20 protein-coding genes and 1 riboswitch are annotated in these 22,618 nt (G+C 62.7%); of the genes, 9 read left to right on the forward strand and 11 right to left on the reverse strand.

The features are described from left to right. The first annotated feature begins 151 nt into the window (after positions 1–151). From purS to purL, 3 genes are read left to right on the forward strand one after another with little or no spacing between them, the layout of a single operon-like run. Positions 152–403, forward strand: a complete 252-nt coding sequence (purS, locus tag IEY43_RS10110) for a phosphoribosylformylglycinamidine synthase subunit PurS (protein ID WP_188948473.1) — start codon at positions 152–154, stop codon at positions 401–403. Then, positions 403–1,155 (forward strand): phosphoribosylformylglycinamidine synthase subunit PurQ, encoded by a 753-nt coding sequence (gene purQ, locus IEY43_RS10115; protein ID WP_188948474.1) that lies wholly within the window; start codon positions 403–405, stop codon positions 1,153–1,155. Before purS ends, purQ begins: the two co-directional genes overlap by 1 nt. Beyond that, positions 1,152–3,464, forward strand: coding sequence for a phosphoribosylformylglycinamidine synthase subunit PurL (purL, locus tag IEY43_RS10120; protein WP_188948475.1), 2,313 nt, complete (start codon positions 1,152–1,154; stop codon positions 3,462–3,464). The genes purQ and purL overlap by 4 nt, the downstream gene beginning before the upstream one ends. A 251-nt stretch (positions 3,465–3,715) precedes the next feature. Here purL and IEY43_RS10125 read toward each other — a convergent pair whose 3' ends face one another. Continuing rightward, entirely contained in the window at positions 3,716–4,111 is a 396-nt protein-coding gene (locus tag IEY43_RS10125) for a GerMN domain-containing protein (protein WP_229777351.1), read from the reverse strand. 462 nt (positions 4,112–4,573) lie between these two features. On the opposite strand from IEY43_RS10125, the gene IEY43_RS10130 reads away from it, so the two are divergent. Further along, positions 4,574–5,635 (forward strand): LLM class flavin-dependent oxidoreductase, encoded by a 1,062-nt coding sequence (locus tag IEY43_RS10130; protein WP_188948476.1) that lies wholly within the window; start codon positions 4,574–4,576, stop codon positions 5,633–5,635. 20 nt (positions 5,636–5,655) lie between these two features. Further along, a complete protein-coding gene (locus tag IEY43_RS10135) occupies positions 5,656–6,318 on the forward strand; it encodes an NADPH-dependent F420 reductase (protein ID WP_188948477.1) in 663 nt (220 codons plus the stop codon). Between the two features lie 90 nt (positions 6,319–6,408). Here IEY43_RS10135 and IEY43_RS10140 read toward each other — a convergent pair whose 3' ends face one another. Further along, on the reverse strand, positions 6,409–6,756 hold the full coding sequence (locus tag IEY43_RS10140; RefSeq protein ID WP_188948478.1) for a zinc ribbon domain-containing protein YjdM: 348 nt from the start codon (positions 6,754–6,756) through the stop codon (positions 6,409–6,411). Positions 6,757–6,955: 199 nt separating this feature from the next. Between IEY43_RS10140 and IEY43_RS10145 the strand changes: the two genes are divergently transcribed. After that, positions 6,956–8,143, forward strand: a complete 1,188-nt coding sequence (locus IEY43_RS10145) for a siderophore-interacting protein (RefSeq protein WP_188948479.1) — start codon at positions 6,956–6,958, stop codon at positions 8,141–8,143. 120 nt (positions 8,144–8,263) lie between these two features. Here IEY43_RS10145 and IEY43_RS10150 read toward each other — a convergent pair whose 3' ends face one another. From IEY43_RS10150 to IEY43_RS10165, 4 genes are all read right to left on the reverse strand, one after another. Further along, positions 8,264–9,601: an NtaA/DmoA family FMN-dependent monooxygenase gene (locus IEY43_RS10150; RefSeq protein ID WP_188948480.1), complete on the reverse strand. Its 1,338-nt coding sequence runs from the start codon at positions 9,599–9,601 to the stop codon at positions 8,264–8,266. Next, on the reverse strand, positions 9,598–10,407 hold the full coding sequence (locus IEY43_RS10155) for a 3-oxoacyl-ACP reductase (RefSeq protein WP_188948481.1): 810 nt from the start codon (positions 10,405–10,407) through the stop codon (positions 9,598–9,600). The genes IEY43_RS10150 and IEY43_RS10155 overlap by 4 nt, the downstream gene beginning before the upstream one ends. Before the next feature lie 61 nt (positions 10,408–10,468). After that, positions 10,469–10,562, reverse strand: a riboswitch (TPP riboswitch). 65 nt (positions 10,563–10,627) lie between these two features. Then, positions 10,628–11,230 (reverse strand): hypothetical protein, encoded by a 603-nt coding sequence (locus IEY43_RS10160; protein ID WP_188948482.1) that lies wholly within the window; start codon positions 11,228–11,230, stop codon positions 10,628–10,630. Between the two features lie 4 nt (positions 11,231–11,234). Then, the gene (locus tag IEY43_RS10165) at positions 11,235–11,894 is read right to left on the reverse strand and encodes a hypothetical protein (protein ID WP_188948483.1); all 660 of its coding nucleotides are present in this window, start codon (positions 11,892–11,894) and stop codon (positions 11,235–11,237) included. A gap of 135 nt (positions 11,895–12,029) precedes the next feature. Between IEY43_RS10165 and IEY43_RS10170 the strand changes: the two genes are divergently transcribed. The 3 genes from IEY43_RS10170 to IEY43_RS10180 all read left to right on the forward strand — a co-directional run bounded on the left by IEY43_RS10170 (position 12,030) and on the right by IEY43_RS10180 (position 15,646). Further along, a complete protein-coding gene (locus IEY43_RS10170) occupies positions 12,030–12,818 on the forward strand; it encodes an HNH endonuclease family protein (protein ID WP_229777352.1) in 789 nt (262 codons plus the stop codon). Between the two features lie 172 nt (positions 12,819–12,990). Next, on the forward strand, positions 12,991–13,200 hold the full coding sequence (locus IEY43_RS10175; protein ID WP_188948484.1) for a hypothetical protein: 210 nt from the start codon (positions 12,991–12,993) through the stop codon (positions 13,198–13,200). Positions 13,201–13,441: 241 nt separating this feature from the next. Further along, positions 13,442–15,646 carry a bifunctional metallophosphatase/5'-nucleotidase gene (locus IEY43_RS10180; RefSeq protein WP_229777353.1) on the forward strand — a complete coding sequence of 735 codons (2,205 nt, stop codon included), beginning with the start codon at positions 13,442–13,444 and terminating at the stop codon, positions 15,644–15,646. A 79-nt stretch (positions 15,647–15,725) separates the two neighbouring features. Here IEY43_RS10180 and IEY43_RS10185 read toward each other — a convergent pair whose 3' ends face one another. The 5 genes from IEY43_RS10185 to IEY43_RS10205 all read right to left on the reverse strand — a co-directional run bounded on the left by IEY43_RS10185 (position 15,726) and on the right by IEY43_RS10205 (position 22,397). Beyond that, a complete protein-coding gene (locus tag IEY43_RS10185; RefSeq protein ID WP_047118098.1) occupies positions 15,726–16,049 on the reverse strand; it encodes a putative quinol monooxygenase in 324 nt (107 codons plus the stop codon). 595 nt (positions 16,050–16,644) lie between these two features. Then, positions 16,645–17,037, reverse strand: a complete 393-nt coding sequence (locus IEY43_RS10190; protein ID WP_229777354.1) for an MmcQ/YjbR family DNA-binding protein — start codon at positions 17,035–17,037, stop codon at positions 16,645–16,647. A gap of 50 nt (positions 17,038–17,087) precedes the next feature. Further along, positions 17,088–18,029, reverse strand: a complete 942-nt coding sequence (locus tag IEY43_RS10195) for a class C sortase (protein ID WP_188948486.1) — start codon at positions 18,027–18,029, stop codon at positions 17,088–17,090. Positions 18,030–18,124: 95 nt separating this feature from the next. Continuing rightward, positions 18,125–19,624: a SpaH/EbpB family LPXTG-anchored major pilin gene (locus IEY43_RS10200; protein WP_188948487.1), complete on the reverse strand. Its 1,500-nt coding sequence runs from the start codon at positions 19,622–19,624 to the stop codon at positions 18,125–18,127. 82 nt (positions 19,625–19,706) lie between these two features. Beyond that, positions 19,707–22,397 (reverse strand): DUF7927 domain-containing protein, encoded by a 2,691-nt coding sequence (locus IEY43_RS10205; RefSeq protein ID WP_188948488.1) that lies wholly within the window; start codon positions 22,395–22,397, stop codon positions 19,707–19,709. Positions 22,398–22,618: the final 221 nt, after the last annotated feature.

The following is a 22,618-nucleotide window of genomic DNA, read 5'->3' on the forward strand; positions in this document are numbered from 1 at the left end:
AGAAACAGTTCTGGGCCCGCACCGGCAGGTTTTCCCCGTCACATTCCCGCTAGACTGGGTAGGCAAGCTCGCGGAGCGCCAAATCCCCTTGGTGTGAGACGGCACGTCTCCGTGTGGCATTTAACCCCTTCGCGCACAGGAGATACGCCGGATGCCCCGCATCGTTGTAGATGTCATGCTCAAGCCAGAAATCCTTGACCCCCAGGGTAAGGCCATTGCGGGAGCACTGCCCCGCCTGGGCTTCAACTCCTTCGAGGCCGTCCGTCAGGGCAAGCGCTTTGAACTCACCGTGGACGGCGAGGTGACCGAGCAGATCCTGGCCCAGGCCCGCGAGGCCGCCGAGACCCTGCTGTCCAACCCGGTCATCGAAGATGTTGTCAACGTCGAGGTCGTTGCGGACTAATGAGCACCGAACTTCCTCTGATTGGCGACTACTCGACGCCAACCGCTGAACTGTCGGGCGCCCGCATCGGCGTGGTGACCTTCCCGGGCACCCTCGACGACCGCGACGCAGCCCGTGCAGTGCGCGCCGCCGGCGCCCAGGCCGTGTCCCTGTGGCACGCAGACACCGACCTGCAGGACGTCGACGCCGTGGTGATCCCGGGCGGCTTCTCCTACGGCGACTACCTGCGCGCAGGCGCGATCTCCCGCTTCGCCCCGATGATGGACAAGATCATCGATGCGGCGAACTCGGACGCCAAGCTGCCCGTGCTGGGCATCTGCAACGGCTTCCAGATCCTGACCGAGTCGCACCTGCTGCCCGGTTCGATGATCAAGAACGACCACCTGAAGTTCATCTGCCGCGACCAGGTGCTGCGCGTGGAGAACGACCAGACCGCCTGGACCAACGGCTACACCGCCGGCCAGGAGATCACCATCGTGCTGAAGAACCAGGACGGCCAGTACGTGGCCGACGAGAAGACCCTGGACATGCTCGAGGCCGAAGGCCGCGTGGCATTCTCCTACGTGGGCTGGAACCCTAACGGCTCGCGCCGCTCGATCGCCGGCATCAGCAATGCGGCGGGCAACGTCGTGGGCCTCATGCCGCACCCGGAGCACGCCATCGAGGCCGGATTCGGCCCGGATGCCCGCGGCACCGACGGCCTGACGTTCTTCACCAGTGTTTTGACCCACCTCGTCGGAGGCAAGAAGTGAGCGAGCAGACTCAAGCATTCAACATCGACACCGTCGATAACGCGGCATCGACCCCGGACGTCGAGCTGCCGTGGGCCGAGCTGGGCCTGAAGGACAACGAATTCGCCGAGATCGTCAAGATCCTGGGCCGCCGCCCGACCGCGGCGGAGCTGGCGATGTACTCGGTCATGTGGTCCGAGCACTGCTCCTACAAGTCCACCAAGACCCACCTGCGCCAGTTCGGCCAGAAGGTCACCGAAGAGATGAAGAAGGACCTGATGGTCGGCATGGGCGAAAACGCCGGTGTCACCAACCTGGGCGACGGCTGGGCCGTGACCTTCAAGATCGAATCGCACAACTCCCCGTCCTACGTGGAGCCCTACCAGGGCGCCGCGACCGGCATCGGCGGCATCGTGCGCGACATCATCTCCATGGGCGCCCGCCCGATCGCCGTGATGGATCCGCTGCGCTTCGGCGCGATCGACCACGAGGACTCGCAGCGCGTGGTGCACGGCGTGGTCTCCGGCATCGGCGGCTACGGCAACTCGCTGGGCCTGCCGAACATCGGCGGCGAAACCGTGTTCGACCCGATCTACCAGGGCAACCCGCTGGTCAACGCGCTGGCCGTGGGCGCGCTGCGCCATGAGGACCTGCGCCTGGCCAACGCCTCCGGCGTGGGCAACAAGGTCGTGCTCTTCGGTGCGCGCACCGGCGGCGACGGCATCGGCGGCGCCTCGGTGCTGGCCTCGGAGTCCTTCGACGACACCAAGCCCTCCAAGCGCCCTGCCGTGCAGGTCGGCGACCCGTTCGCCGAGAAGGTGCTCATCGAGTGCTGCCTGGAGCTGTTCAAGGCCTCGCTGGTCGAGGGCATCCAGGATCTGGGCGCCGCGGGCATCTCCTGCGCCACCTCCGAGCTGGCGGCCAACGGCGACGGCGGCATGAACGTCGAGCTGACCAACGTGCTGCTGCGCGACTCCACCCTGACCCCGGGCGAGATCCTGATGTCCGAGTCGCAGGAACGCATGATGGCCGTGGTTTCCCCGGACAACGTGGAAGCCTTCGAAGCCGTCATGGCCAAGTGGAACGTCGAGTACTCCTGGCTGGGCGAGGTCACCGACGACAACCGCCTGACCATCACCTGGAACGGCGAGGTCATCGTCGACGTGGACCCGAGCACCGTGGCAGTGGACGGCCCGGAATACGACCGCCCGTACGCCCGCCCGGACTGGCAGGATGCGCTGCAGGCCGACACCTTCCGCGCCTCGGAGGCCGGGAAGAACCTTCCAGAGTCCGGCGACCAGCTCAAGGCCGCCGTGCTGGAGCTGATCGCCAGCCCGAACATGTGCGACAAGTCCTGGATCACCCGCCAGTACGACCGCTACGTGGGCGGCAACACCGCCCTGGCCGCCCCGGATGACGCCGGCGTGGTCCGCATCGACGAGGAAACCGGCCTGGGCGTGGCCATCGCCACCGACGCCAACGGCCGCTACGCCTACCTGGATCCGTATGCCGGCGCCCAGCTGGCCCTGGCCGAGTCCTACCGCAACGTCGCCACCTCCGGCGCCATTCCAGCGGCCGTCTCCGACTGCCTGAACTACGGCTCCCCCGAGGATCCGGACGTCATGTGGCAGCTGGCCGAGGGCATCCGCGGCCTGTCGGACGCCTGCATGGAACTGGGCGTCCCGGTCACCGGCGGCAACGTCTCGCTGTACAACCAGACCGGCGACAAGGCCATCCACCCGACCCCGGTGGTTGCGACCCTGGGCAAGCTGGACGACGTCGCCCGCCGCACCCCGTCGGGCTGGCGCGAAGAGGCCGACGGCCAGGCCATCTACCTGATCGGCACCACCGCCGATGAGCTGGACGGCTCCGAGTTCGCCAACCTGCGCGGCCACCTGGGCGGCCTGCCGCCGAAGGTCGACCTGGGCGCGGAGAAGGCGCTGGGCGCGATCCTGATCAACGCCAGCCGCGACGGCATGATCGACTCGGCCCACGACCTGTCGGAGGGCGGCCTGGCCGCCGCGCTGTCGGAAATGGTGCTGCGCTACGGCGTCGGCGCCCGTGTGGCCCTGGACGAGATCAAGGCCCGCGACGGCATCGATTCGTTCACCGCGCTGTTCTCCGAGTCACAGGCCCGCGCCATCGTGGCCGTGCCGCGCAGCGAAGAGGTCCGCTTCAACGACATGACCAGCGCCCGCGGCGTCACCGTGGCCCGCTTGGGTGTCGTCGACGCGCAGTCCGGCGCTCTGGAGGTCCAGGGCGAGTTCACCGTTTCGGTGGACGAGCTGCGTGAAGCCCATGAAGGCACCATGGTCAAGTACTTCGGCTAAACCCGACCGTACTGCCCGCAACGGCGGCCGCTCCCACTACGGGAGCGGCCGCCGTTTTCCTTGCCGGGCACGAACGCGAGGCCAGACGCGGGCCAGGCACTCGGTAGCTTTGGGCATCAAGCCCGTACCGGATGCGTCCAGCACCTGTCGCAAGGCGCCGTAAACCTGGCCCGGCGCCTCCCGCGGAACCGCAATCCCCACAGCGCCAGGAACGCTCGGGCTACCCCGAGCCATTCCTCAGCCGCAACCGGCTACTTGGAGCTGAGCACTTCTTCGATCTTTTCGCCCTCCACCAAGATTTCGGCTTCCCCGGTACCAGCCGCGGTCATCGCCGTGTACTTGAGCTGCTCGATGATCCGCGGGTCATCGCAGGTACCGCCGGAACTGACGGTTCCTTCCAACTCAACGGTCACCACATCCCCGTCCACCAAGGACGTGACGTACTCCAAATCCGAAGCAGCCAAGGCGTTGCGCAGCCCCGAGCCGCCGAGTTCCTCGTTGTCGTCGGCGAGCAGCGCCGCCATAGAGGCCTCGACCTGGTTCGTGAATTCTTCCGGCCCGGTCTGAGTAGCGACCAGCGAGTCGCCACAGCCGATTTCAGGCCCTGACTGGCCGGCATCGCCCACCGCAACATAAAACAGAGTCAACGCCGCCGTCGTTGCCGCGACCGAGCTAGGAGCGCTGGGTGCTGAACTGCCGGTCGGGCTCGCCTGATCCGATTCCGCGGAGCTGGGAGTTTGCGCCGCAGGGGCGGTGCTGTCGTTCGGGCCATCTCCATCACCGCCGCTGCAACCGGTGGCCAGGAAAAGCATTCCGAGGCCGAGCGCTATCGGCAGTCGGGACATCCGTTGAGGTCGCATGATCTCCTCCTTGCTAGGCCTGCACGAACAGTCCCTTAACCGTAGTGGCTCCCGTTAATGGCATTCCAGCACAGAGGCATTGCATTCTTGTCTCAGTTGCAGGCGCCGGTTGCCGCCCGGGCTCATTTTCCCCCGGCCGCCGTTGCTCGTTTCCGCCGCGCGGGGACCCCACCCAACCCTATAGTTGACACGTCAACAAGTTTGATGCATGATTGAGGCATCAACTTATTTCGGAAACGGGGACTGCAGATGAACGCCATCGAAAACATCGAATTCGGCATCGACACCTTCGGCGACGTGCCCAGCGGCCCGTCGGGCGAGCTGGTAACGCAGGCCCAGGCCATCCGCGCCACGGTGCAGGAAGCCGTGGTCGCAGACCAGGCTGGCGTGGACGTGATCGCCGTGGGCGAGCACCACCGCCCGGAGTACGCCATCTCCAGCCCCGAAACCGTGCTGGCAGGCATCGCGACCGCCACCGAGAACATCCGCCTCAGCTCCGGGGTCACGGTGCTGTCCAGCGACGATCCGGTGCGCGTCTTCCAGCGCTTCGCCACGGTCGACGCCCTGTCCAACGGGCGCGCCGAGGTCATGCTGGGCCGCGGTTCGTTCACCGAGTCCTTCCCGCTTTTCGGCTACGACATGGCCGATTACGAGGTCCTCTTCGAGGAGAAGATCAACCTGTTCCACGAGCTGCTGGGCGAGAAGCCGGTGACCTGGAACGGCACCCAACGCGCCCCGCTGCAGAACGTGGAGGTCTTCCCGAAGACCGAATCCGGGCGCCTGAAGACCTGGGTGGGCGTAGGCGGTTCGCCGCAGTCGGTGATCCGCACGGCCCACTACGGCTTCCGCATGATGCTCGCAGTCATCGGCGGCTCCCCGGAGCGCTTCGCCCCGTACGTCGACTTGTACCGCCGGGCCAACGACCAGTTCGGCCACGAGACCCTGCCGGTGGGCCTGCACTCCCCCGGCTTCGTGGCCGACACCGACGAGCAGGCCCGCGAGCTGATGTTCGACGCCTACAAGGAGCAGCGCGACCGGATCGGCGCTTCGCGCGGCTGGAGCCCGATGAGCCGCAGCGAGTTCGAGCACGAGGCCGCGGAGGGGTCGCTGTACATCGGCTCGCCGGAAACCGTGGCGCGCAAGATCGCCGCCACCCTGCGGAGCCTGGACATCGGCCGCTTCGACCTGATTTATTCCGGCGGCGCCGTGGACGCCGGCGCCCGCCTGCGGGCCGTGGAACTCTTCGGCACCAAGGTCATCCCGCTAGTGCGCGACATGCTCGCCGAGCAGCCCGCCAAGATCAACAGCTAACCAGCCAGGAGGCAGAGAACATGGAGCAGCAGACCATCGGCATCCTCGGCGCCGGCAAGATCGGCACCGTGCTCGCCCGCCGCGCGCTGGCGGCAGGCTACAAGGTGCTCATCGCCGGATCCGGCGACCCGGGCGCCATCGCCCTGACCATCGAGGTGCTGACCCCGGGCGCGGTCGCCGTGGACCCGGCCACCGCCGCCGGCCAGGCCGACATTGTCATCCTCGCCCTGCCGCTGGGCAAGTACCGGAACATCCCGGCCGCGCAGCTGGAGGGCAAGCTGGTCATCGACGCCATGAACTACTGGTGGGAGACCGACGGGATCCGCGAGGACCTGAACACCCCGGGGGTTTCCACTTCCGTGCTGATCCAGGACTTCCTGCCGGGCTCGCGGCTCGTCAAGGCCTTCAACCACATGGGCTACCACGACCTGGAGGACGAGGCCCGACCGGCCGGCGCCGCGCAGCGCAAGGCCATTGCGCTGGCCGGCGACCGTTCCGCGGATGTGGAGCAGGCAGGCCGGATCATCGAGGCGTTCGGCTTCGATCCGCTGCCGATCGGCCCGTTGGCCGAGGGCGTGCGGCTGCAGCCTGGGCAGCCGGCATTCGGCGCCAACCAAACCCGCGAGCGGCTGGCGGAGCTCATCGGCCTGGCCATTCCGGCGGCCCCGCTGACCGGCCAGTAGGCCTCCAGCACCGGAAGAACCAGCACCACGCGGCACGGCCCGCCCCTTCGAGCGAAGGGGCGGGCCGTGCCGCGACAGGGATTTCCCGGTCTAGATCTTCTTCACGATCGAGGACTTCAGCTCCATCTGGCCGAAACCGTCGACCTTGGCGGCAATATCGTGGTCTCCGGTGCCCTGCACCAGACGGATATTGCGCACCTTTGTTCCGGCCTTCAACGCGCTCTGCGCGCCCTTGACCTTCATGGTTTTGGTGATGCTGACGGTGTCCCCGTCCTGGAGGATGTTTCCAACGGCGTCCTTGATCACCGCTTCCGCGGTTTCTTCGGACTCGGAGACCGCGTTCCATTCATGGCCGCATTCAGGGCAGACCAGCAGCGCATCCATCTGGTAGGTGTACTCGCTGGAACAGTTCGGGCATGGCGGCAAAGTATCAGACATGAGGCTAATTTTAGTGAGCTGACCTGCATATTGTCGACCGAATCGAATATCGGACGGAATCGGATTCCGCTTCGCAATGCGGGTGTTTTCCGGCAGCCGCCGGACTCCTGCGCCAGTGGGATCCGCCCTTGCCTGTCCGGGCCGATTCGCTCATACTCAGGCTAGGAGCAGTAGCCCGAACAGCGCGGGAAGGCACACCATGTCGAAGCACAAATACAACAAGTACGGCCCCCAGGTGTCCATCTCCGCCAAGGAGGGCCTGACCCTTGAGGTGCTCAGGATTGCCGAGAAGGCCGGAGCCCAGGCCGGGCACGCAACGGCCAAGGAGCACCTGTACCAGAGCATCGCCAGCGGGTCGCTGCTGGACGAGCAGCAGACCGGCGAACTGCTGGCCGCCGCCGAACGGGCCGGAGCCGCCGCGGCGCTCACCGCGGCGCGCAAGGTGCTAGACAAGACGCTGCGCACCTCGTTCAGCCCGACGCGCTACGCTCCCCCAGCTCCCGGCGCGGCGCCCCCGGCAGCACCCGCCGCGGCGCAGGAGGCGCGGCCGTATTCCGAAACCTACGAAGAACCGTTGGCCCGCTACTCCCCGCCGGTCAGCCACGTCGAAGCCCCTCGGCACAAAATCGACCAGCATGTCCTGACCGTGACCCGGGTGCAGAAGCTCAGCGACCAGCTGGTGCGCATCGTGGCCAGCGCCCCGAACCTCGACGGTTACCGATCCAATGGCGCCCTGGATGAATACGTCAAGGTCTATGCGGCAGATCCGGCCCTGGGCCTGGTTCCGCCCTACGACCTCCGAGAGCTGCGCCAGCGGCTGCCCCGCGAAATGATGCCTCGCTCGAAGTCCTACACCATCCGCTGGATCGACCACGTGGTCGACGAACTGGCCATCGACTTCGTGGTCCACGGCGGCCCCGGAACGGTCGGGCACTGGGCGGGAACGGTCGAGCCGGGGGCGGCGCTGGTCATTTCCCCGGCACGCAGCAAAACTTCCCTCCAGCTGGGGGCCGAATACTATGTGCTGGCCGCGGATGAAGCCGGGATCCCCGCCATCTCCAAAATCCTCGAAGCGCTCCCGGAGCACGCGCAGGGGGTGGCGTTGCTCGAAATCGCCGACGACCAAGGAATGTTTGACGTGAAACATCCTCAAGGGGTTGAATTGCGCTGGCTTTCCCGCGACGGTGTTCCGGCCGGACGCAGCGAAGTCCTGGCCGATGCGTTCCAGACGCTGACCGTTCCGAGCCGTGGCCTGGGTGTTGTGGCGCATGCGGAACGAAGCACCGTCAAGGCGATCAGCCGCATCTGCGAGCAGTGGAATTTGTCGAAGCGCTCAACCCACATTTCCTCCTATTGGACGCTGCGCGAAGGACGGATGATGCGCTGACCGCCGTGCCTGCGGTTTCCTGCCCGAGGCGGAATACACCGAAACGCAATGCGCTTCGGTTGTATTCCGGCTCGGCGACCAGCATCTAGGGACACGGCGGTCGGCGTATCTCGGCGGCTGCTAGCGGGCTTGGGCCAGCGCTCCCCCGGCGACCGGCATGGGCAGACCCAGATGGCCGCGCAGCGTGCGGTGCTCGTAGGCGGTGCGGAACCGCCCGCGCCGCTGCAGCTCCGGGATCACCAGTTCGACGAAATCGGCCAGGCCGTCGGGCAGGTTCGGCGGCATCAGGTTGAAGCCGTCAGCCGCCCCGGTATCCAGCCAGAGCTCGATCTCGTCCGCGATCATCTCCGGGGTACCCACCACGGTGCAGTGCCCGCCCCCGGCCGCCAGCAGCCCGAGTAGTTCACGCACCGTCGGCTGGTGGATCTCGATCAGCCGCAGGATCGTCGCATAGCGTCCGGCTGGGCCGGTGAATTCCGCCGCGGAGGGCAACGGCGGCACCGGGGCATCCAGTTCCCAGGCATGGGTGTCCTGCTGAACGAAGACCGCCAGCTGGGCCAGCGCCTGTTCGATGGGCAGCAGGTCGTTGAGCCGGCGCTGCTTATCCTTGGCCTCCTCCAGGGTGCGGCCCACGTAGGCGACCAGCCCCGGCATGATGGCCAGGGCCTGCGGATCGCGCCCGGCCGCGGCGGCCCGGGAACGCACGTCCTGCGCGTAGTCCAGCGCCATCTGCCGGTCCGCGGCCACCGCGTAGATCGCCTCGGCATGGGCCGCCGCGAGCTCGCGCCCCTGGGCGGAGGCCCCGGCTTGGAAGAGGACCGGGGCGCCCTGCGGCCCGTCGGGAATGTTCAGCGGCCCGCGCACCCCGAAGTGCTCGCCCGCATGGTCAATGCGCGAGAGCTGATTCGGGTCGGTGAATACCCCCTCGCGGTCGGCCTGCACCGCGGCAGCGGGGTGGGAGCCGAACAGCTGGCGCAGCACCGTGATGAACTCATCCGCGCGGCCATAGCGGTAGGCATGGTCGCCCAGGGTTTCGCGCCCGTGGTTCTGGGCCTCGGCGTCCCACATGCTGGTGACCACATTGGCCCCGGCCCGGCCGCCGGAAAGCCGGTCCAGGCTGGCCAGCATGCGGGCGGCATGGAACGGGGTGTAGAAGCTGGAGGACACCGTGCAGACCAGGCCGATCCGGCTGGTGTGCTGGCTCAGCGCGGACAGCAGCGTAAACGGTTCGAAGAACCAGGTAGGACCTGCCGCCGCGGCCTCCGGGGCAACGGCCTGGCCGTCGGCTAGGAACACCCCGTCCAGCAGGCCCCGTTCGGCCACCTGCGCCAATTCGACGTAGTACGCGGTCTCGCCCAGCCGCTCCGCCGGGGAGTCCGGCGCACGCCAGGCCGCCTGGTGGTGTCCGGCGCCGTAGATGAACAGGTTGAAACGGGCCTGCTTCACCGGCTGGCTCATCCCTTGACCAGTCCGCCGTCGACGATCAGGTTCTGCCCGGTCACCCCGCGCGAAAGCGGCGAGGCGAAGAACAGCACCGCGTCGGCGAGCTCGGCCGGGGAGGTCACCCGGCGCAGCGGGGTGCCGGAGGCGATCAGGTCGAAGACCTCCGCCGGGGTGGCCGCCGAGGCATCGGTGGTGCGCAGCAGGCCGCCGGAAACCATGTTGACGTTGATTCCCTCCGGGCCCAGGTCGTCGGCGAAGGTGCGGGTCAGCGACAGCAGCGCCGCCTTGGCGGCGGTGTAGTCGTGGTACGGGACCACGGGGTGCTGGAACAGGTTGGTGCCGATGTTGATGATGCGCCCGAAGCCGGCCTGGCGCATGCCCGGCAGCGCCGCCTGGATTGCACCGACGGGTGCGAGCACGGAGCCGGTGAACTGGGCGGTGAGTTCTTCGGCGGACAGCTCGTCCGCCTTGGAGCGGGCATCCCCGTTGAAGGAGAAATCAACCAGGGCATTGTTGACCAGGGTGGTGACTGGACGTCCGAAATGCTCGGTCGCCGCGGCAACCAGCGCCTTCAACGCGTCGGCGTCGCGCACGTCGGCCTGCAAGGCCAGCGCCTGCCCGGGGAAGGCATCGGCCAGTTCCTCGGCCGCCTGGAAGGAGCTGTTGTAATTGATCACGACCTGCGCCCCGGCCTTCAGAAAAGCGGTGCTGATGGCGGCGCCCAGTCCGCGCGCTCCGCCGGTGACCAGCACCAGCTGGTCCTTGAGAGGAAGGGAAGAGTTTGCCGACGTTGCGGCGTCGATTGCTGTGCGTGCGTTCATGGTGCTCGAACTCCTTGAAGATGTGTCAAGGCGAACGGGACCCCGGGATGGATGCGTGGCATCGAGGTATCCAGGACATTCCCTTCGCCAGTGCTAACTGGATCAGGTTCGACGGGTTTTATCTCAGCCGCTCGGCGGCACCCCGTGTCACTATGTCCCATTAGTACCACAGGCCGTCTCGGACGGCCCAACACAAGTCTCTTCCGGGAGTTTCGGGATGCTACTGGATCACTTGGTATTCGTAGCTAGCTCGGGTTTCAGGTTGCGGAACCTGCTCGATGACCATGCTCTGGATTACCTTCCGGTCGATCTCGAACTCGGCCACGTTGTGGGGTTTCGTGCACGTGTGGGAATGCTCCAGCAATGTCGTTGCCCCGTCCCGGACAGTCAGGTCGACCTGGCCCGTTCCGGTGCAGGCATATTTGATCAAATACGGCCCGGGCAAGTCCACCTCAACAGATGTTGTGTCCGGGGCCAGGGTTCCGCCCTGTTGGTACTTGAATCCCGCCGCGGCCCAGGCAACCAGCCCGTGATATCCACGCTGGTCGAGTTCTCCTTGCCAGAAACCCATGCTTTCTTCGCTCCCGGCCGTTGAATGCAACCCGACTACTGCAAGATACATCAGCGGGGGAAAGGTCATCGCGGCCTCTTGTTGTTCGAGCTTCTCCTCCGACGACAGCTCCGCGATGGGCTGCCGGTATTGAATGTTGTCCGATCCCAGGTTGGAAAATTCGCGATCTACCGGGCTCAATTCGGAGACCGGAGTCGTGCAGGACGTGAGCGCCAGAACCGCGGCACCGAGTAGAGGCATCATCTTCCTCATCCAGTCACCCGTCATTTCTCCGGTACAGATTGACCTCGAAAGAGCCGACCGTTTCAGGTTCTCCAGAAACTAAAATGGTGTAGCCCTGGGCGGCCCGGTCAATTTCAAACACACCTTCAGTTGTTTTCGCGGGGATACCGCAGTTCAACGGGATCTCGTTTGAAGGCAAGACATCCGGATCCATAGCCTCGCTGTCGAGAAATACCTGCAAAGTTGCGAGTCCGACTCCCCAACACCCGAATTCCACAACGTAGGTTCCCGCATCTTGCGCGTCAGCGCCCATGGACATCGATTCGTTGACAGATACTGGCTGGCCGTTTTCATCCGTGTAGGTCGTTACGCGGAAGAAACCGGCCGTTCCCATCAGCAGTTCATCGGCGTTCTCACGAGAATCCGGATCCCCGAAGATCGGCGCAGGTCGCAGAACCTGCGTTTGCAGCTCCGAGAATATCGGAATGCCTTCTTGGTAGTACTTCGCGTACGGATCTTCGTCGTGGTCTTGTTGCTCGGCATCCCATGCTGTTCCGTTTCCTCCACCTTGCTGTTCATCGGTTTCAAGCTTGGATACGGGCGTCGTACAGGCGCTGAGCAGAAGCACGCCGGTGAGCAACGGGAACAAAAACTTCTTCACAGGAACATCCCAATAGTCGTTCAAATACAGCATTATGTCGACCGTATTTCGCCCATTGAAGGAAAACAATACTTGTCACACTGGATTACGGCGACAAATTGATAACTTTCCCAACGCAGCCGACCCACCGCCGAGAAGAGAATCACAAGCAGACACCAAACAGGAAGCATGATTTCGTCGGTGCTGGAGCATAAGGTCGATTGCTGGGACCGAGGATTCCGTCCCTGTCGCTTAGTCAAGGAGAAGTACCACCGCATGCGATTGCCGCGCCGCACACTATCCGTTGTCCTTATTGCATCCACCCTGGGCCTGGCTTCATGCTCCGCACTGACTTCCACGGATTTCAGCGGGACGAATGGTGCCCAGGCGGCGGCTCCGTCCGCCGATCAGAAGGCGGAGTACTCCGAATCGCTGGAACAGTTGGAGGATATCGCAATCAAGGGCCGCGCCCCGAAAACCGGCTATTCCCGCGAGCAGTTCAGCAATGGATGGAAGGATACCGACAACAACGGCTGCGATGCACGCAACGATATCCTCGCTCGCGATCTGGAAAATGTCGAGTACAAGCCGGCCCGGGTCGAATGCGTGGTGCTGAGCGGAACATTTGATGATCCTTACACCGGCAAGACGATCAATTTCGAGCGAGGCCAGACCACGAGCTCGGCCGTGCAGATCGACCACATCGTTGCGCTGTCGGATGCCTGGCAGAAGGGCGCCCAAAAATGGAGCAAAGACGAGCGCCTCCAATTCGCCAACGACCCGCTAAACCTGCTGGCTTCCGATGGTCCCACCAATGCTTCCAAGGGCGACAAGGATGCGGCAACTTGGCTACCGCCAAACAAGGACTTCCGCTGTGAATATGTATCACGGCAGACCCAGGTCAAGGCCAAGTACGGCGCTTGGATGACCCAAGCGGAACACGACGCTATCAAGAAGATCTTGGCTTCCTGCGTCTAGGCAACCCCTACCGGCCGCTACTCTCAACCCTCAGACTGAGCGTTTCACAGTAAATTACCACCTTGGACGTATGTTCAAACAGCTGGAGTTATGGCATGATTGATGTTATTCCAGCTGATAGCGAATTGTTTTCGCGATGATTTAGCGAAAATCAACAGTTCAAAGGTGCACAATGAAGTCACGGTTGCTCGGCGTAGTACTGCTGCTAGCCAGCGTCTGCATTTTCGTGTTCGCGCTGGACAACTCCCAGCGCTCAATGGCAACTACCTGCTGGGTCGCCTCAACCCTGATGTTCATTGCGGCGGCCATGCTGCTTCTCGGCGATATCGTCGGTTCGTCCTCCGCAACCGCTGGCGATCCACGCCGCAAGCGCCAACGCTAAAAGGACTAAAGTTCACCCATCGCATGCCCTGTCCACCGGCAGGGCATGCGGCACTTTAGGCGACGCCAACTACCGGTACGGCGTCGTTCAATGCCACAAAGATCTGTTTTATACGTGAAATTTACGTTCAAGCATCGACAGGTTCATCTTCATGGGATAAACATGAGAGAGGTCACACGCTTAACTCTGAGGAGGATCTATGCCTGCGTTCAGGCAGATCAAAAACTTAACGCTGACTTCCATGGCTACTGCAGCTTTGATTGCCTCCGGATGCGTTGCCGCGCAGGCCGCCCCGGCAGCAGAACCAGCCGCCCCGGGGACATTCACCCTGGATATCTTGGACATCAACGACTTCCACGGCCGCATTGCCCAAGATCGAGATTCCGCAGGTGCGGCAATCTTGGCTGGCGCAGTCGATACGCTGAGGGCCGCGAACCCGAACACGCTCTTTGTGTCGGCCGGCGACAACATCGGCGCTTCGACCTTCGCTTCGGCCTCGCAGAAGGACGCGCCAACCATCGAAGCATTGGGCGCCGGCGGTCTCGACGTGTCAACCGTGGGCAACCACGAGTTCGACCGCGGTTTCAAGGACCTGAAAGGCCGAGTCATCCAGAGCTATGCCAAGGCCTCCGGCCAAGACGGCGCAGACTTCGCCCTGGGTGCCAATGTCTATGACAAGGCCACCGGCGAGCCTGCTTTGAAGGAATATGCAATTCGCGAGGTCAACGGCGTCAACGTCGGCTTCATCGGCACGGTCACCGCGGACGTCCCGTCGCTGGTCACCCCCACGGGCATCAAAGACCTTACGTTCGGCAACGAGCTCGAAGCGGTCAACCGCGTAGCCAAGCAGCTTTCCGACGGCGATACGACCAACGACGAAGCATCAGTCATTGTCGTGCTGTCCCACAACGGCTCGGAAAACACCTCATGCGGCACTATCGCCGCAGAGAAAACCACCTACGGCGAGCTGGTGCGCGGTGCCAGCGAGCAGGTGGACGCCATTGTTTCCGGGCATACCCACCAGCCGTACAACTGCGAAATCGCAGGTCCCACGGGTACCGAACGACCGGTCGTCCAGGCGCACCAGTATGGCACCACCCTGGGCAAGATCTCACTTGAGGTCGACGAGGCTAGCGGTGAAGTGGCCAGCTCCTCGACCGAGCTCTTGCCGCTGGCCATCAAGGACGATGCCGACGAATGGGTTTATACCCCGAACAAATCCGTCACGCAGATCGTCGATACCGCAATCACGGAATCCGAGAAGGTCGGTAACCAGAAGATCGGTCAGATCTCAGCCGACATCCTGCGCGGCGGCAAGGAACCGGGATCGGATCGCGGCGTGGAGTCCACGCTGGGCAATACCGTGGCGGACATCCACTTGTGGGCCACCTCGAATGAGGACTTCGCCGGCGCCAAGGCGCAGATCGCGTTCATGAACGCCGGCGGCCTGCGCGCCGACCTACTGTACGGCAAGGACGGCACCGTCAGCTACAAGGCGGCCGCCGACGTTCAGCCATTCGCCAATACGCTGAAGACCTTCGACCTGACGGGTGCCCAGATCCGCGAAGCTCTGGAACAGCAGTGGCAGCCAAACGGCTCCGAGCGCTCGAAGCTGCAGCTGGGCATCTCCGATGGCCTGTCCTACACCTACGTCGAAAAGGCCCCGCGCGGGGAGCACATCAAGGACATCACCTTCAACGGCGAACCGCTGGATGAGAAGGCCACCTTCCACGTGGTTGCCAACGCGTTCTTGGCCGCTGGCGGCGACAACTTCGCGGCCTTCGCCGAAGGCACGAACCACGCCGACTCCGGGCAGATCGATCTGGACGCCACCGTGAACTACTTCAAGTCGCACGACGTCGTCGCTCCAGCGCCGCTGGGACGCGCGATGATCGCCGGCACCGACTGGGCCAAGGTCGAGCTTTCCACGACCGAAGCCGAAGCCGGCGAAGACATCAAGGTCACCGTTACCGGGCTGGAGGAAGGCGCGCAGATCACCGCATCGTCCTTCGGCGGAGAGCTGGAGATCACCGACATTCCGGCGGCTGACGCGCAGGGAACCACCAGCTTCACCCTGCCGATTGCCGAGGGCACCGAGGCCGGCGACTACGAGTTGCTGATCTCGCTGGTGCAACGCGAAAGCATCTCCACCATATTCACCGTGGTGGCCACGGAGCCGTCGGCCAGCCCGACTCCATCGGAAAGCGCTTCGCCCACGGCCAGCCCGTCGCCGACGCAGACTCCTGACGCATCGGGCGAGTCGACCGGCTCCGCCACGCCGAGCGCGTCTGCCACCCAGACGGACAACGGCAATCAGAATGACCGCGACGACCTGGCGCAGACCGGATTCAGCGCATCCTGGATCGGCATTGCGGCCGGTGCCATCGTCCTGCTGGGCATCCTCCTGTTGCTGGTACGCCGCTTCGGGAACAAGAACAGCCACTAGGCTGATCGCCGAGCCAGCTGCGTAAAGTGAAGGCGCGGACCCCCAACGGGGTCCGCGCCTTCAACGATTAATGAGTGAATTAGTCGATGACCAGTTCGCCCATGGTGTCCCAGTCCTCGCCGTCGACCTTGCGGGAGACGATCTTCGGGGTGGATACCAGCAGCGGGCGCATGGACTCCAGCCCGGCTGCGAAATGCGCGGAATTGACGTGGGCCCCGGCGGCTTCGTCATCGCGGAATGCCTCGACGAGCACGAACTCGTTGGGGTCCTCGACGCTGATCGACCAGTCGAACCACAGGTTGCCTTCTTCGGCGCGGGTGGCCTTGGTGAATTCGGCAACGTGGTCCATGAAGCTGTCGGTGAATTCTGGCTTTACCTGATATTTAACAACGATGAAGTACATGCTTCTAGTCTATTGATTCTTAGGCGATTCAAGACGGAAAACGGGTGTATTGTTTGTCCCTTTGGCGAAATCGCAGTCCACGGGCACGTGGCTCGATTTCGTTGTCGCATTGCCTCGGCACGGGGATCCGAAGCGCCGGTGCACTCAGGCGCTGGCGCTTGCAGTGACCGGTTTCGTCAGATCCCGCCGGAAGATCCAGAACGGCGCAAGGGTGCGGTCGTGCGGCGACTTACTCCCTTCCCCTAGGCAGAAAGACTTGAACCGAAACGCCCCCACGCTTCGGTCGACCGCGTGACCTGCAATCCATCCTACTGAAGACTTGACGTGTTGCATCCGGAAATAGCCTTCTTGAGCCAATTGCAGGTAGCGATGTTGGAAAACTTAGGTAGCCCAAGGACAGAGATCATATTGAAATCTAAAATCAACCTGACAAGACTGTATTTAGGATGAATCTTGCGATCATCCATCGCTGCCGGGGCGGCGCAAATAATCCCCCAAGTTATTTGTGTAGCAGTGAGGCTCTCCATCTACCCCCAATACGGTGGAGAGCCGCCCCCTTCAAAATCCCATGCCTTCGATGGCGCCGTGCCGACGTTCACCAGGTACGGCGAATCACGTCCTTGTCCCGGTTCGGCATTCCGTCGACGACCAGATCATAGGAATCCTCGATGAGCTCGCGCATGGTTTGCTCGTCCAGCCCCACCCGCACCGAATTCCAGTGCTTCTTGTTCATGTGATACCCCGGGGTGATCTGCGGGTGTTCGCTGCGTTGCTGGTCGGCCAGCGCGGGTTCGCATTTCAAGTTCAGCAGGAGCTCACCGTGCAAGTGCATGAGCAGCGCAAATAGCTTGCCGTTGGCCCGATCCCGGCCAGCGACCTTGAAGACGGTAGCTCCCGGTCCGAAGGGATGGTCTTCATAGGCACTGGGCATCTGCAGGCACAGGGACCGCCAGACGTTTTCCGTGCGCTCCATGTCTGTATCATCCATGCTGGCCACCCCGTTCGATCGCCTGTGGTTTCGTCTCGGATTCTACGGTATCAGCGTGCCTTGGCTGCCGCGGATCGTCGGGCGTCTCCGTATCCGGATCGCCAGAAATACGCCCCGATTGCCAGCAGCCCGCCACCGTAAATCACAGCCCACCAGGGGAATCCCGGGATCGTGGGGTCTTCGCCAGCCGCTTCGATGTCCTCGATGGGGGTCGGCGTGACCCGTTCTCCCGTGACGAGGATACGCTGGCTGTTGATCCCCAGCGGCGTGCAGGTCACCAGGGTGACGAGATCTTCCCCGGATACCGCGTGCAGGGAGTCGGTGTCTTCCGGGTCGACCACCTTGGTCTCGCGAACTTCATAGGTGAGCACCTCGCCGAACACCTCGACGGTGAATCGATCTCCGACGCCGACCTTGTCCAGGTTTGTGAACATCTCGGCCTGCGCGAGGCCGCGGTGGGCGGTGAGCACCGAGTGGGTGTCGGCGCCGCCGATCGGCAGGCTGGAACCTTCCAGATGACCGATGCCGCGCAAGAGCGTTTCATCGCTGGTTCCGTGATAAATCGGCAGGTCGACATCGATTCCGGGGATCCGAAGGCGGGCCATGACATCCGAGGTTCCGGCGCTGAGCATGTCTTCATACCGCAAATCCGCATTGGACGTGATGCCGCTGCCGGTCGGCACATTGGCATTCGCGTCGAGAACCACGCCGGAGCTCAGCGCGTTGTTGTAGGCCTTGGCTAGGGCCAGCTGCTGGTCGACGCCGGGCGATGCGTGCTCCAGGCTTTGGCCCATTTCCTCGATGAGCAGCGACTGGTTGTAGGAGGACAGCCAGCTGGCGGCCGAAGGATAAAGCACAACGCTCAGACCGACAACGGCAAGCAAAGAACTGGCGATCGTCAGTAAACCCGGACGCCAGCGGCGGGCGCCCCCTGCCCCACGACGCCCGCGGGCAGCGGTGCTCGCCGGAGTGGGATTCGGGGTATCAAGCATGATGTGTCCTGACGAAGATTGGGAGAATAAACGTGTGATGGCGGGAGAGCTGTCGCCCGCCCGCCATCACAGGTGCTGAACCGCAGGTGCGGTTGCTACTTGGTTTCCTCGCGGGCTGCTCGACGGCGGCTCACGATGACCATTCCGCCGGCGACCAGCAGTACCGCAGTACCGCCGATGACCATCAGGATCTGGCCGTTGGCACCGGTCAGCGGAAGTTCAGGAACATCCTGCTGGCTGTTGACGATGGTTGCGTCGTAGACTCCGACCTCGTTGGCGCCGATCTTCACAGCAACAGGGGTGAACGCCTTGTCGCCGGTCGGGGTGACGAAACCGGCCGGGGCTTTGGTTTCCTTCAGCACGTAGCAGCGTTGGGTGGCGTCCTTCTTGTCGTGCTCGCTGTCGCTGACGTACAGGCCGGCAATGTCGATCACGCCGTTCTTGCCGCTGGTGAAGGTGTCGGTACCGTTGACTTTCAATGCCTCGCCAGTGGCTATTGCGCCGTCGCAGGTGTCGGCGTACGGCGCTTCGGCGGCGAAGACCTGGAACTTCGCGCCCTCAAGCGCAGCGTTCGTGCCCGCGGCAGTCTTCAGCGCGATCAGATCGCCCCAGTTGGTGGTGACGTCGTTCGATTCGACCTTGCCGTTGTGGCCCGGGGTGGTGATGTAGGCTTCGGCGTCGTTTTCGATCTTTCCGACTTCCTTGACCACGGCGGAGAAGGTCACGACAACCTTCTTCTCGCCCTGGGTCTTCAGCCACTTCCGGCCTGCCTCGGTGAATTCGACCTTGACTGTCTGCCCCTCGTTGGACACCGTGTAGTAGGCCGGATTGACAGCAACGCCATCCAGCTTGACGCTGGCCACGCCGGTGCCGTTCAGGCCCAGTCGGGAATCGAAGGTATCGGTGACCTCGAAGCGGGTCATGTTTTCCCCGCTCTTGGTCTTCGGAACGTCCACGGTCACCGGGAAGTTCACGACGCCGCCCAGACCCAAATCGGACTGCGGGTCGATGGACTTGGTGATACCGGTCGTACCGTTCTTCGGGTAGACATTGACGTCGTAGAGCCAGCTGTTCTCGAACGGGGTCGGAATCGTGACCACGAAAGGCTGCGAGCGGTCGACAACCTCGGCCGGAGCGGCGGTCTCGCAGATGACGTAGGCGCCCAGCTTCAGCCCGGTCAGTGTGGTGACGCCCTTACTGTCCGTCAACGGTGCAACGATTGGCGAACCCAGGGTGTGGTTCGGAATCGAGGTACAGGCGTTGGACAGGTCCAAGTTATCCAGCTTGTCCCAGTCGCTGGTTTCCCCCAGGTTCACGTCGGTCAACTGGTAGGCGGTGAACTCAACGCCGGCAATGCCATCACTGGTGATTGCGTCGCCGCTGCCGTCCGGCTTCTGCGTAGCGTCGGTGCCGTTCTGGTGCTTGTGCTTGTTGATCTGGATCGATCCCGGGCGGTCGACGTCGATGTTGCCCACGGCGTCGCCCTGGTCAGCCAAAGCTGCACCGGCTCCCCCAAACAGGCCTGCAGCGGCAAGGGTGATGGCACCCAAACCGGACAGTACACGCTTCCCCCGAGTGTGCTTGAATTCAGCCATTTCAGCTGTGTTCCTTTCTATTTCGCCACTGCGTCCCCAGCAAGCGGCTGCGAATGATAATGAGTAAAACTGTGAAAATTTGTTAGTTCTTCGGTGCGGCCGTCTTGCGACGCCACGCGACAACCCCGAGGGCCGCCAGCAGTACCGCGCCACCGCTGAAGAGGAAGGTCTGGGTTCCGGTGCCACCGGTCAGCGGCAGTTCCAGTCCTTCTCGTTGTTCGTTGGTGATCTTTCCGAGGTCCCGCACGATCTGCGCCGGAGATTCCCCGCCCACGGTGAAGGCATGCTTGCTTTCATCCAAGACGAATCCGGCAGGTGCCTTGGTCTCAATCAGCGTGTAGGTTCCCCATGCCAAATCGGTGAGCTGGAAGCCTCCGGCCTTCGGATCCTTGTCTGCACCTGAGCACTTGCTGGCCGCCGAAGCAACGCAGTCTTCGATCGCCACCTTCGTGCCGTTGGTGCCTGGCCCGGTCAGTTCCCATTCCGAGCCCGAGAGCGCTGCGCCGTTCACATCGCTCTTAGTCCAGATCGCAGTTCCAAGAACCGGGTGCTCCGTGCAGTTAGTTACCTCGGGATCGCACACTGGATCCTCTCCGTCTGGAACCAGGAAGTTCTTCACGACAGCATTGCCGAGCTCAGCAGTCTTGATCTTGACTGAGTAGGTCACGGTCGCTTCCGATTCAGCTCCAACCTTTCCAGTGATCACGATCTGGTCTCCCCGCAGGCTTGCGTCTAAGCCATTCGTGGCCCTGAGCGAACCATCTACGTACTCGGCATCATCCAGGACATCGCGAAGGAAATCACGATGGTCCACCTCAACCTCAGCGGCTCCCGAGTTGGCGAACTTCAAGGTGTAGTTCACCGTTTGCCCAGGAGCGACCAACGTGCCCGATTCAGGATCCGATGTCTTGCTGATACTCAGGTCCCCTGGAATCGGATGTTCTGTACAGCTCGGATCATCAGGTTCGCAAGTCTCCGGTGGGGTCTCACCGGATGGAACGATGAAGTTCGCAGCAATACCGTCACCAAAGTTCTCCGTCTTCACTTTGACCTTGTAGGTGAGAATTAGCGGTTTATCTGGTGACACAGTCCCGGTGACGTTGATCTTGTTTGCATTCAAAACGGCGACCAGGCCGGAGTCCGCCTTGATCGAACCAGCAATCAGATCAGCATCGTCCAAGACCCCCGCAAGGTGATCTACGTAGTCAATATCGACAGGGAAGGTACCTTTTGCAGTGAAAGTGAGCTTGTATTCAATTTCGTCGCCTGGCTGGACTTCCGTTCCGGAAGACGGGTTAGAAGACTTACCCACAATAGGTTCTGCCGGAATCATACGATTAAGAACCTGACAGCTTAATGCGTTTTCGCGATCGACATCCACTGCGAACCCGGTGGCACCGACATTGCTCACGCTCACTTGTTTTCCTGTCACGTTGTCGATGCAAACGGCATTGGAGCCACTCTGCTGCTCGAGCGCGTACCCCAACTGCTGGCGCTCCGCGAACTGAATGGTTCGACGGTCATTCTTCAGGTCAGTGACCTTGAAGTTCACGGCTCCATTCTTAGCGGTGACGGCGCTAAGAGGTTCGACCTTGTCAACGCTGCGCCCGTCAAACGTCCACCCCGCGGTCGGTGCGAGCTTGCCAGAAAGGTCACGGACCTGCTTGACGATGCTAACCGTTCCTTGGCAGTTCTTCAGAGCAATTTCCGATAGCTTCTGGGTCAATTCTGCATAGTTCGCGATACGGAAATAGTCGGTTCCCTCGGCTGATCCGGAGATGTCCTTGATATTGGAAACGTTCACACCCGCGCCAACGCCCAAACCCATCACGAAGCTGCCGGAGGCCTTCAACTTGTCTGCAGCTGTTACCGCAGTCGACAGGTCGATAGCTTGGAAAGCACTACCCATGTCCACATTGCCAGTGGGAGTGGCATCCAGTCTATTCGGATTTGGGGTTCCGTAGGCAGTGGGGTTGCCGTCAGTGACGAAGAGGACGACGTCGTACTGACCGGATGGAACTTGTCGTAGGGCGGCATCCCAGTTAGTGCCGCCGTGGTTCTCCGGAACGCGCTTGATACCAGCAATGGAATTCTTGACAATGGTTGCACCCCGAGAAGTCGAGACCGACGTCTTGGACAGGGCCGTGTTGGTACCATCAGGGGCAAGGGAAGCAAAGGTGTAAACACCAACTGCGGACGGGGTTCCCGTGAGTGCATTGACGACGCCCTGTGCGGCAGTCTTCGAAGATGCTACGTCACCGTTCGTCAGCGAGTTGGACAGATCCAAGACAATCGCAACTGAAAGTCCACACTGTGCCGGAAGCTGCGGGTTCGCCAGTCGGCTTGCCATTGCGCTCGCTTTAGAAACGGGAGCGGGGCGGTCTTCGACTGCTATTGATTCTTCCGTTAAGTTGTCATCAGGTCTCGGATAATTCTGCGCTATGGGATTACTGTCTGACTCGTTATCCGGCTCCGATAGTGTCGCTACCGGCGCGTCGGAGGCTTCCAGTGTGGATTCCGCCGAGGTGTCGCTCGTTTCCTCTCGCACGGTAGGCGTTCCATCGGCCTGGCTGTTTTCTGGAGTTTGAGCTGCTGCTGCAATAGGGCCGAACCCCACGAGCAAGGTCAGCACAAGCACAGTGGTCGAAAACAGTGCCGCGAGAGCAATGATCGCCCGACGGGGGTTCGAAGTGCGTTGCCACCCCATCGCGCGCATTTGACCCAAAATACGCGAATTTTGGGCAGCCCTGTCCCCTGATGGGTTGCCAATCATTGAAATTCCCCAAGTTCGATGGGACGCTGGAACGCGTTAAACACCATCGGAGGCATAGGTATAACCCACACCTCATTGATCGCCCAAACCCCAAGTCAGAGCGAATCCCCAAGTATTCTTCGGCTCCCCAGCCACCCGAATGTATGTTTCTGCCGCAAGCCTATAGGCGTACTTGGAAAATTGCATACTTGAATCAACAAGTAGTTCGTAACAAAACGTAA

Source organism: Glutamicibacter protophormiae (assembly GCF_014647495.1).
Taxonomy (GTDB): domain Bacteria; phylum Actinomycetota; class Actinomycetes; order Actinomycetales; family Micrococcaceae; genus Glutamicibacter; species Glutamicibacter protophormiae.

What these genes read in the sequence shown, in the direction of transcription:
- purS (WP_188948473.1), top strand. Translation starts at nt 152, where the DNA reads ATGCCCCGCATCGTTGTAGATGTCATGCTCAAGCCAGAAATCCTTGAC.
- purQ (WP_188948474.1), top strand. Translation starts at nt 403, where the DNA reads ATGAGCACCGAACTTCCTCTGATTGGCGACTACTCGACGCCAACCGCT.
- IEY43_RS10130 (WP_188948476.1), top strand. Translation starts at nt 4,574, where the DNA reads ATGAACGCCATCGAAAACATCGAATTCGGCATCGACACCTTCGGCGAC.
- IEY43_RS10135 (WP_188948477.1), top strand. Translation starts at nt 5,656, where the DNA reads ATGGAGCAGCAGACCATCGGCATCCTCGGCGCCGGCAAGATCGGCACC.
- IEY43_RS10140 (WP_188948478.1), bottom strand. Translation starts at nt 6,756, where the DNA reads ATGTCTGATACTTTGCCGCCATGCCCGAACTGTTCCAGCGAGTACACC.
- IEY43_RS10145 (WP_188948479.1), top strand. Translation starts at nt 6,956, where the DNA reads ATGTCGAAGCACAAATACAACAAGTACGGCCCCCAGGTGTCCATCTCC.
- IEY43_RS10150 (WP_188948480.1), bottom strand. Translation starts at nt 9,601, where the DNA reads ATGAGCCAGCCGGTGAAGCAGGCCCGTTTCAACCTGTTCATCTACGGC.
- IEY43_RS10155 (WP_188948481.1), bottom strand. Translation starts at nt 10,407, where the DNA reads ATGAACGCACGCACAGCAATCGACGCCGCAACGTCGGCAAACTCTTCC.
- IEY43_RS10160 (WP_188948482.1), bottom strand. Translation starts at nt 11,230, where the DNA reads ATGAGGAAGATGATGCCTCTACTCGGTGCCGCGGTTCTGGCGCTCACG.
- IEY43_RS10165 (WP_188948483.1), bottom strand. Translation starts at nt 11,894, where the DNA reads ATGCTGTATTTGAACGACTATTGGGATGTTCCTGTGAAGAAGTTTTTG.
- IEY43_RS10170 (WP_229777352.1), top strand. Translation starts at nt 12,030, where the DNA reads ATGATTTCGTCGGTGCTGGAGCATAAGGTCGATTGCTGGGACCGAGGA.
- IEY43_RS10175 (WP_188948484.1), top strand. Translation starts at nt 12,991, where the DNA reads ATGAAGTCACGGTTGCTCGGCGTAGTACTGCTGCTAGCCAGCGTCTGC.
- IEY43_RS10180 (WP_229777353.1), top strand. Translation starts at nt 13,442, where the DNA reads ATGGCTACTGCAGCTTTGATTGCCTCCGGATGCGTTGCCGCGCAGGCC.
- IEY43_RS10185 (WP_047118098.1), bottom strand. Translation starts at nt 16,049, where the DNA reads ATGTACTTCATCGTTGTTAAATATCAGGTAAAGCCAGAATTCACCGAC.
- IEY43_RS10190 (WP_229777354.1), bottom strand. Translation starts at nt 17,037, where the DNA reads ATGGATGATACAGACATGGAGCGCACGGAAAACGTCTGGCGGTCCCTG.
- IEY43_RS10195 (WP_188948486.1), bottom strand. Translation starts at nt 18,029, where the DNA reads ATGCTTGATACCCCGAATCCCACTCCGGCGAGCACCGCTGCCCGCGGG.
- IEY43_RS10200 (WP_188948487.1), bottom strand. Translation starts at nt 19,624, where the DNA reads ATGGCTGAATTCAAGCACACTCGGGGGAAGCGTGTACTGTCCGGTTTG.
- IEY43_RS10205 (WP_188948488.1), bottom strand. Translation starts at nt 22,397, where the DNA reads ATGATTGGCAACCCATCAGGGGACAGGGCTGCCCAAAATTCGCGTATT.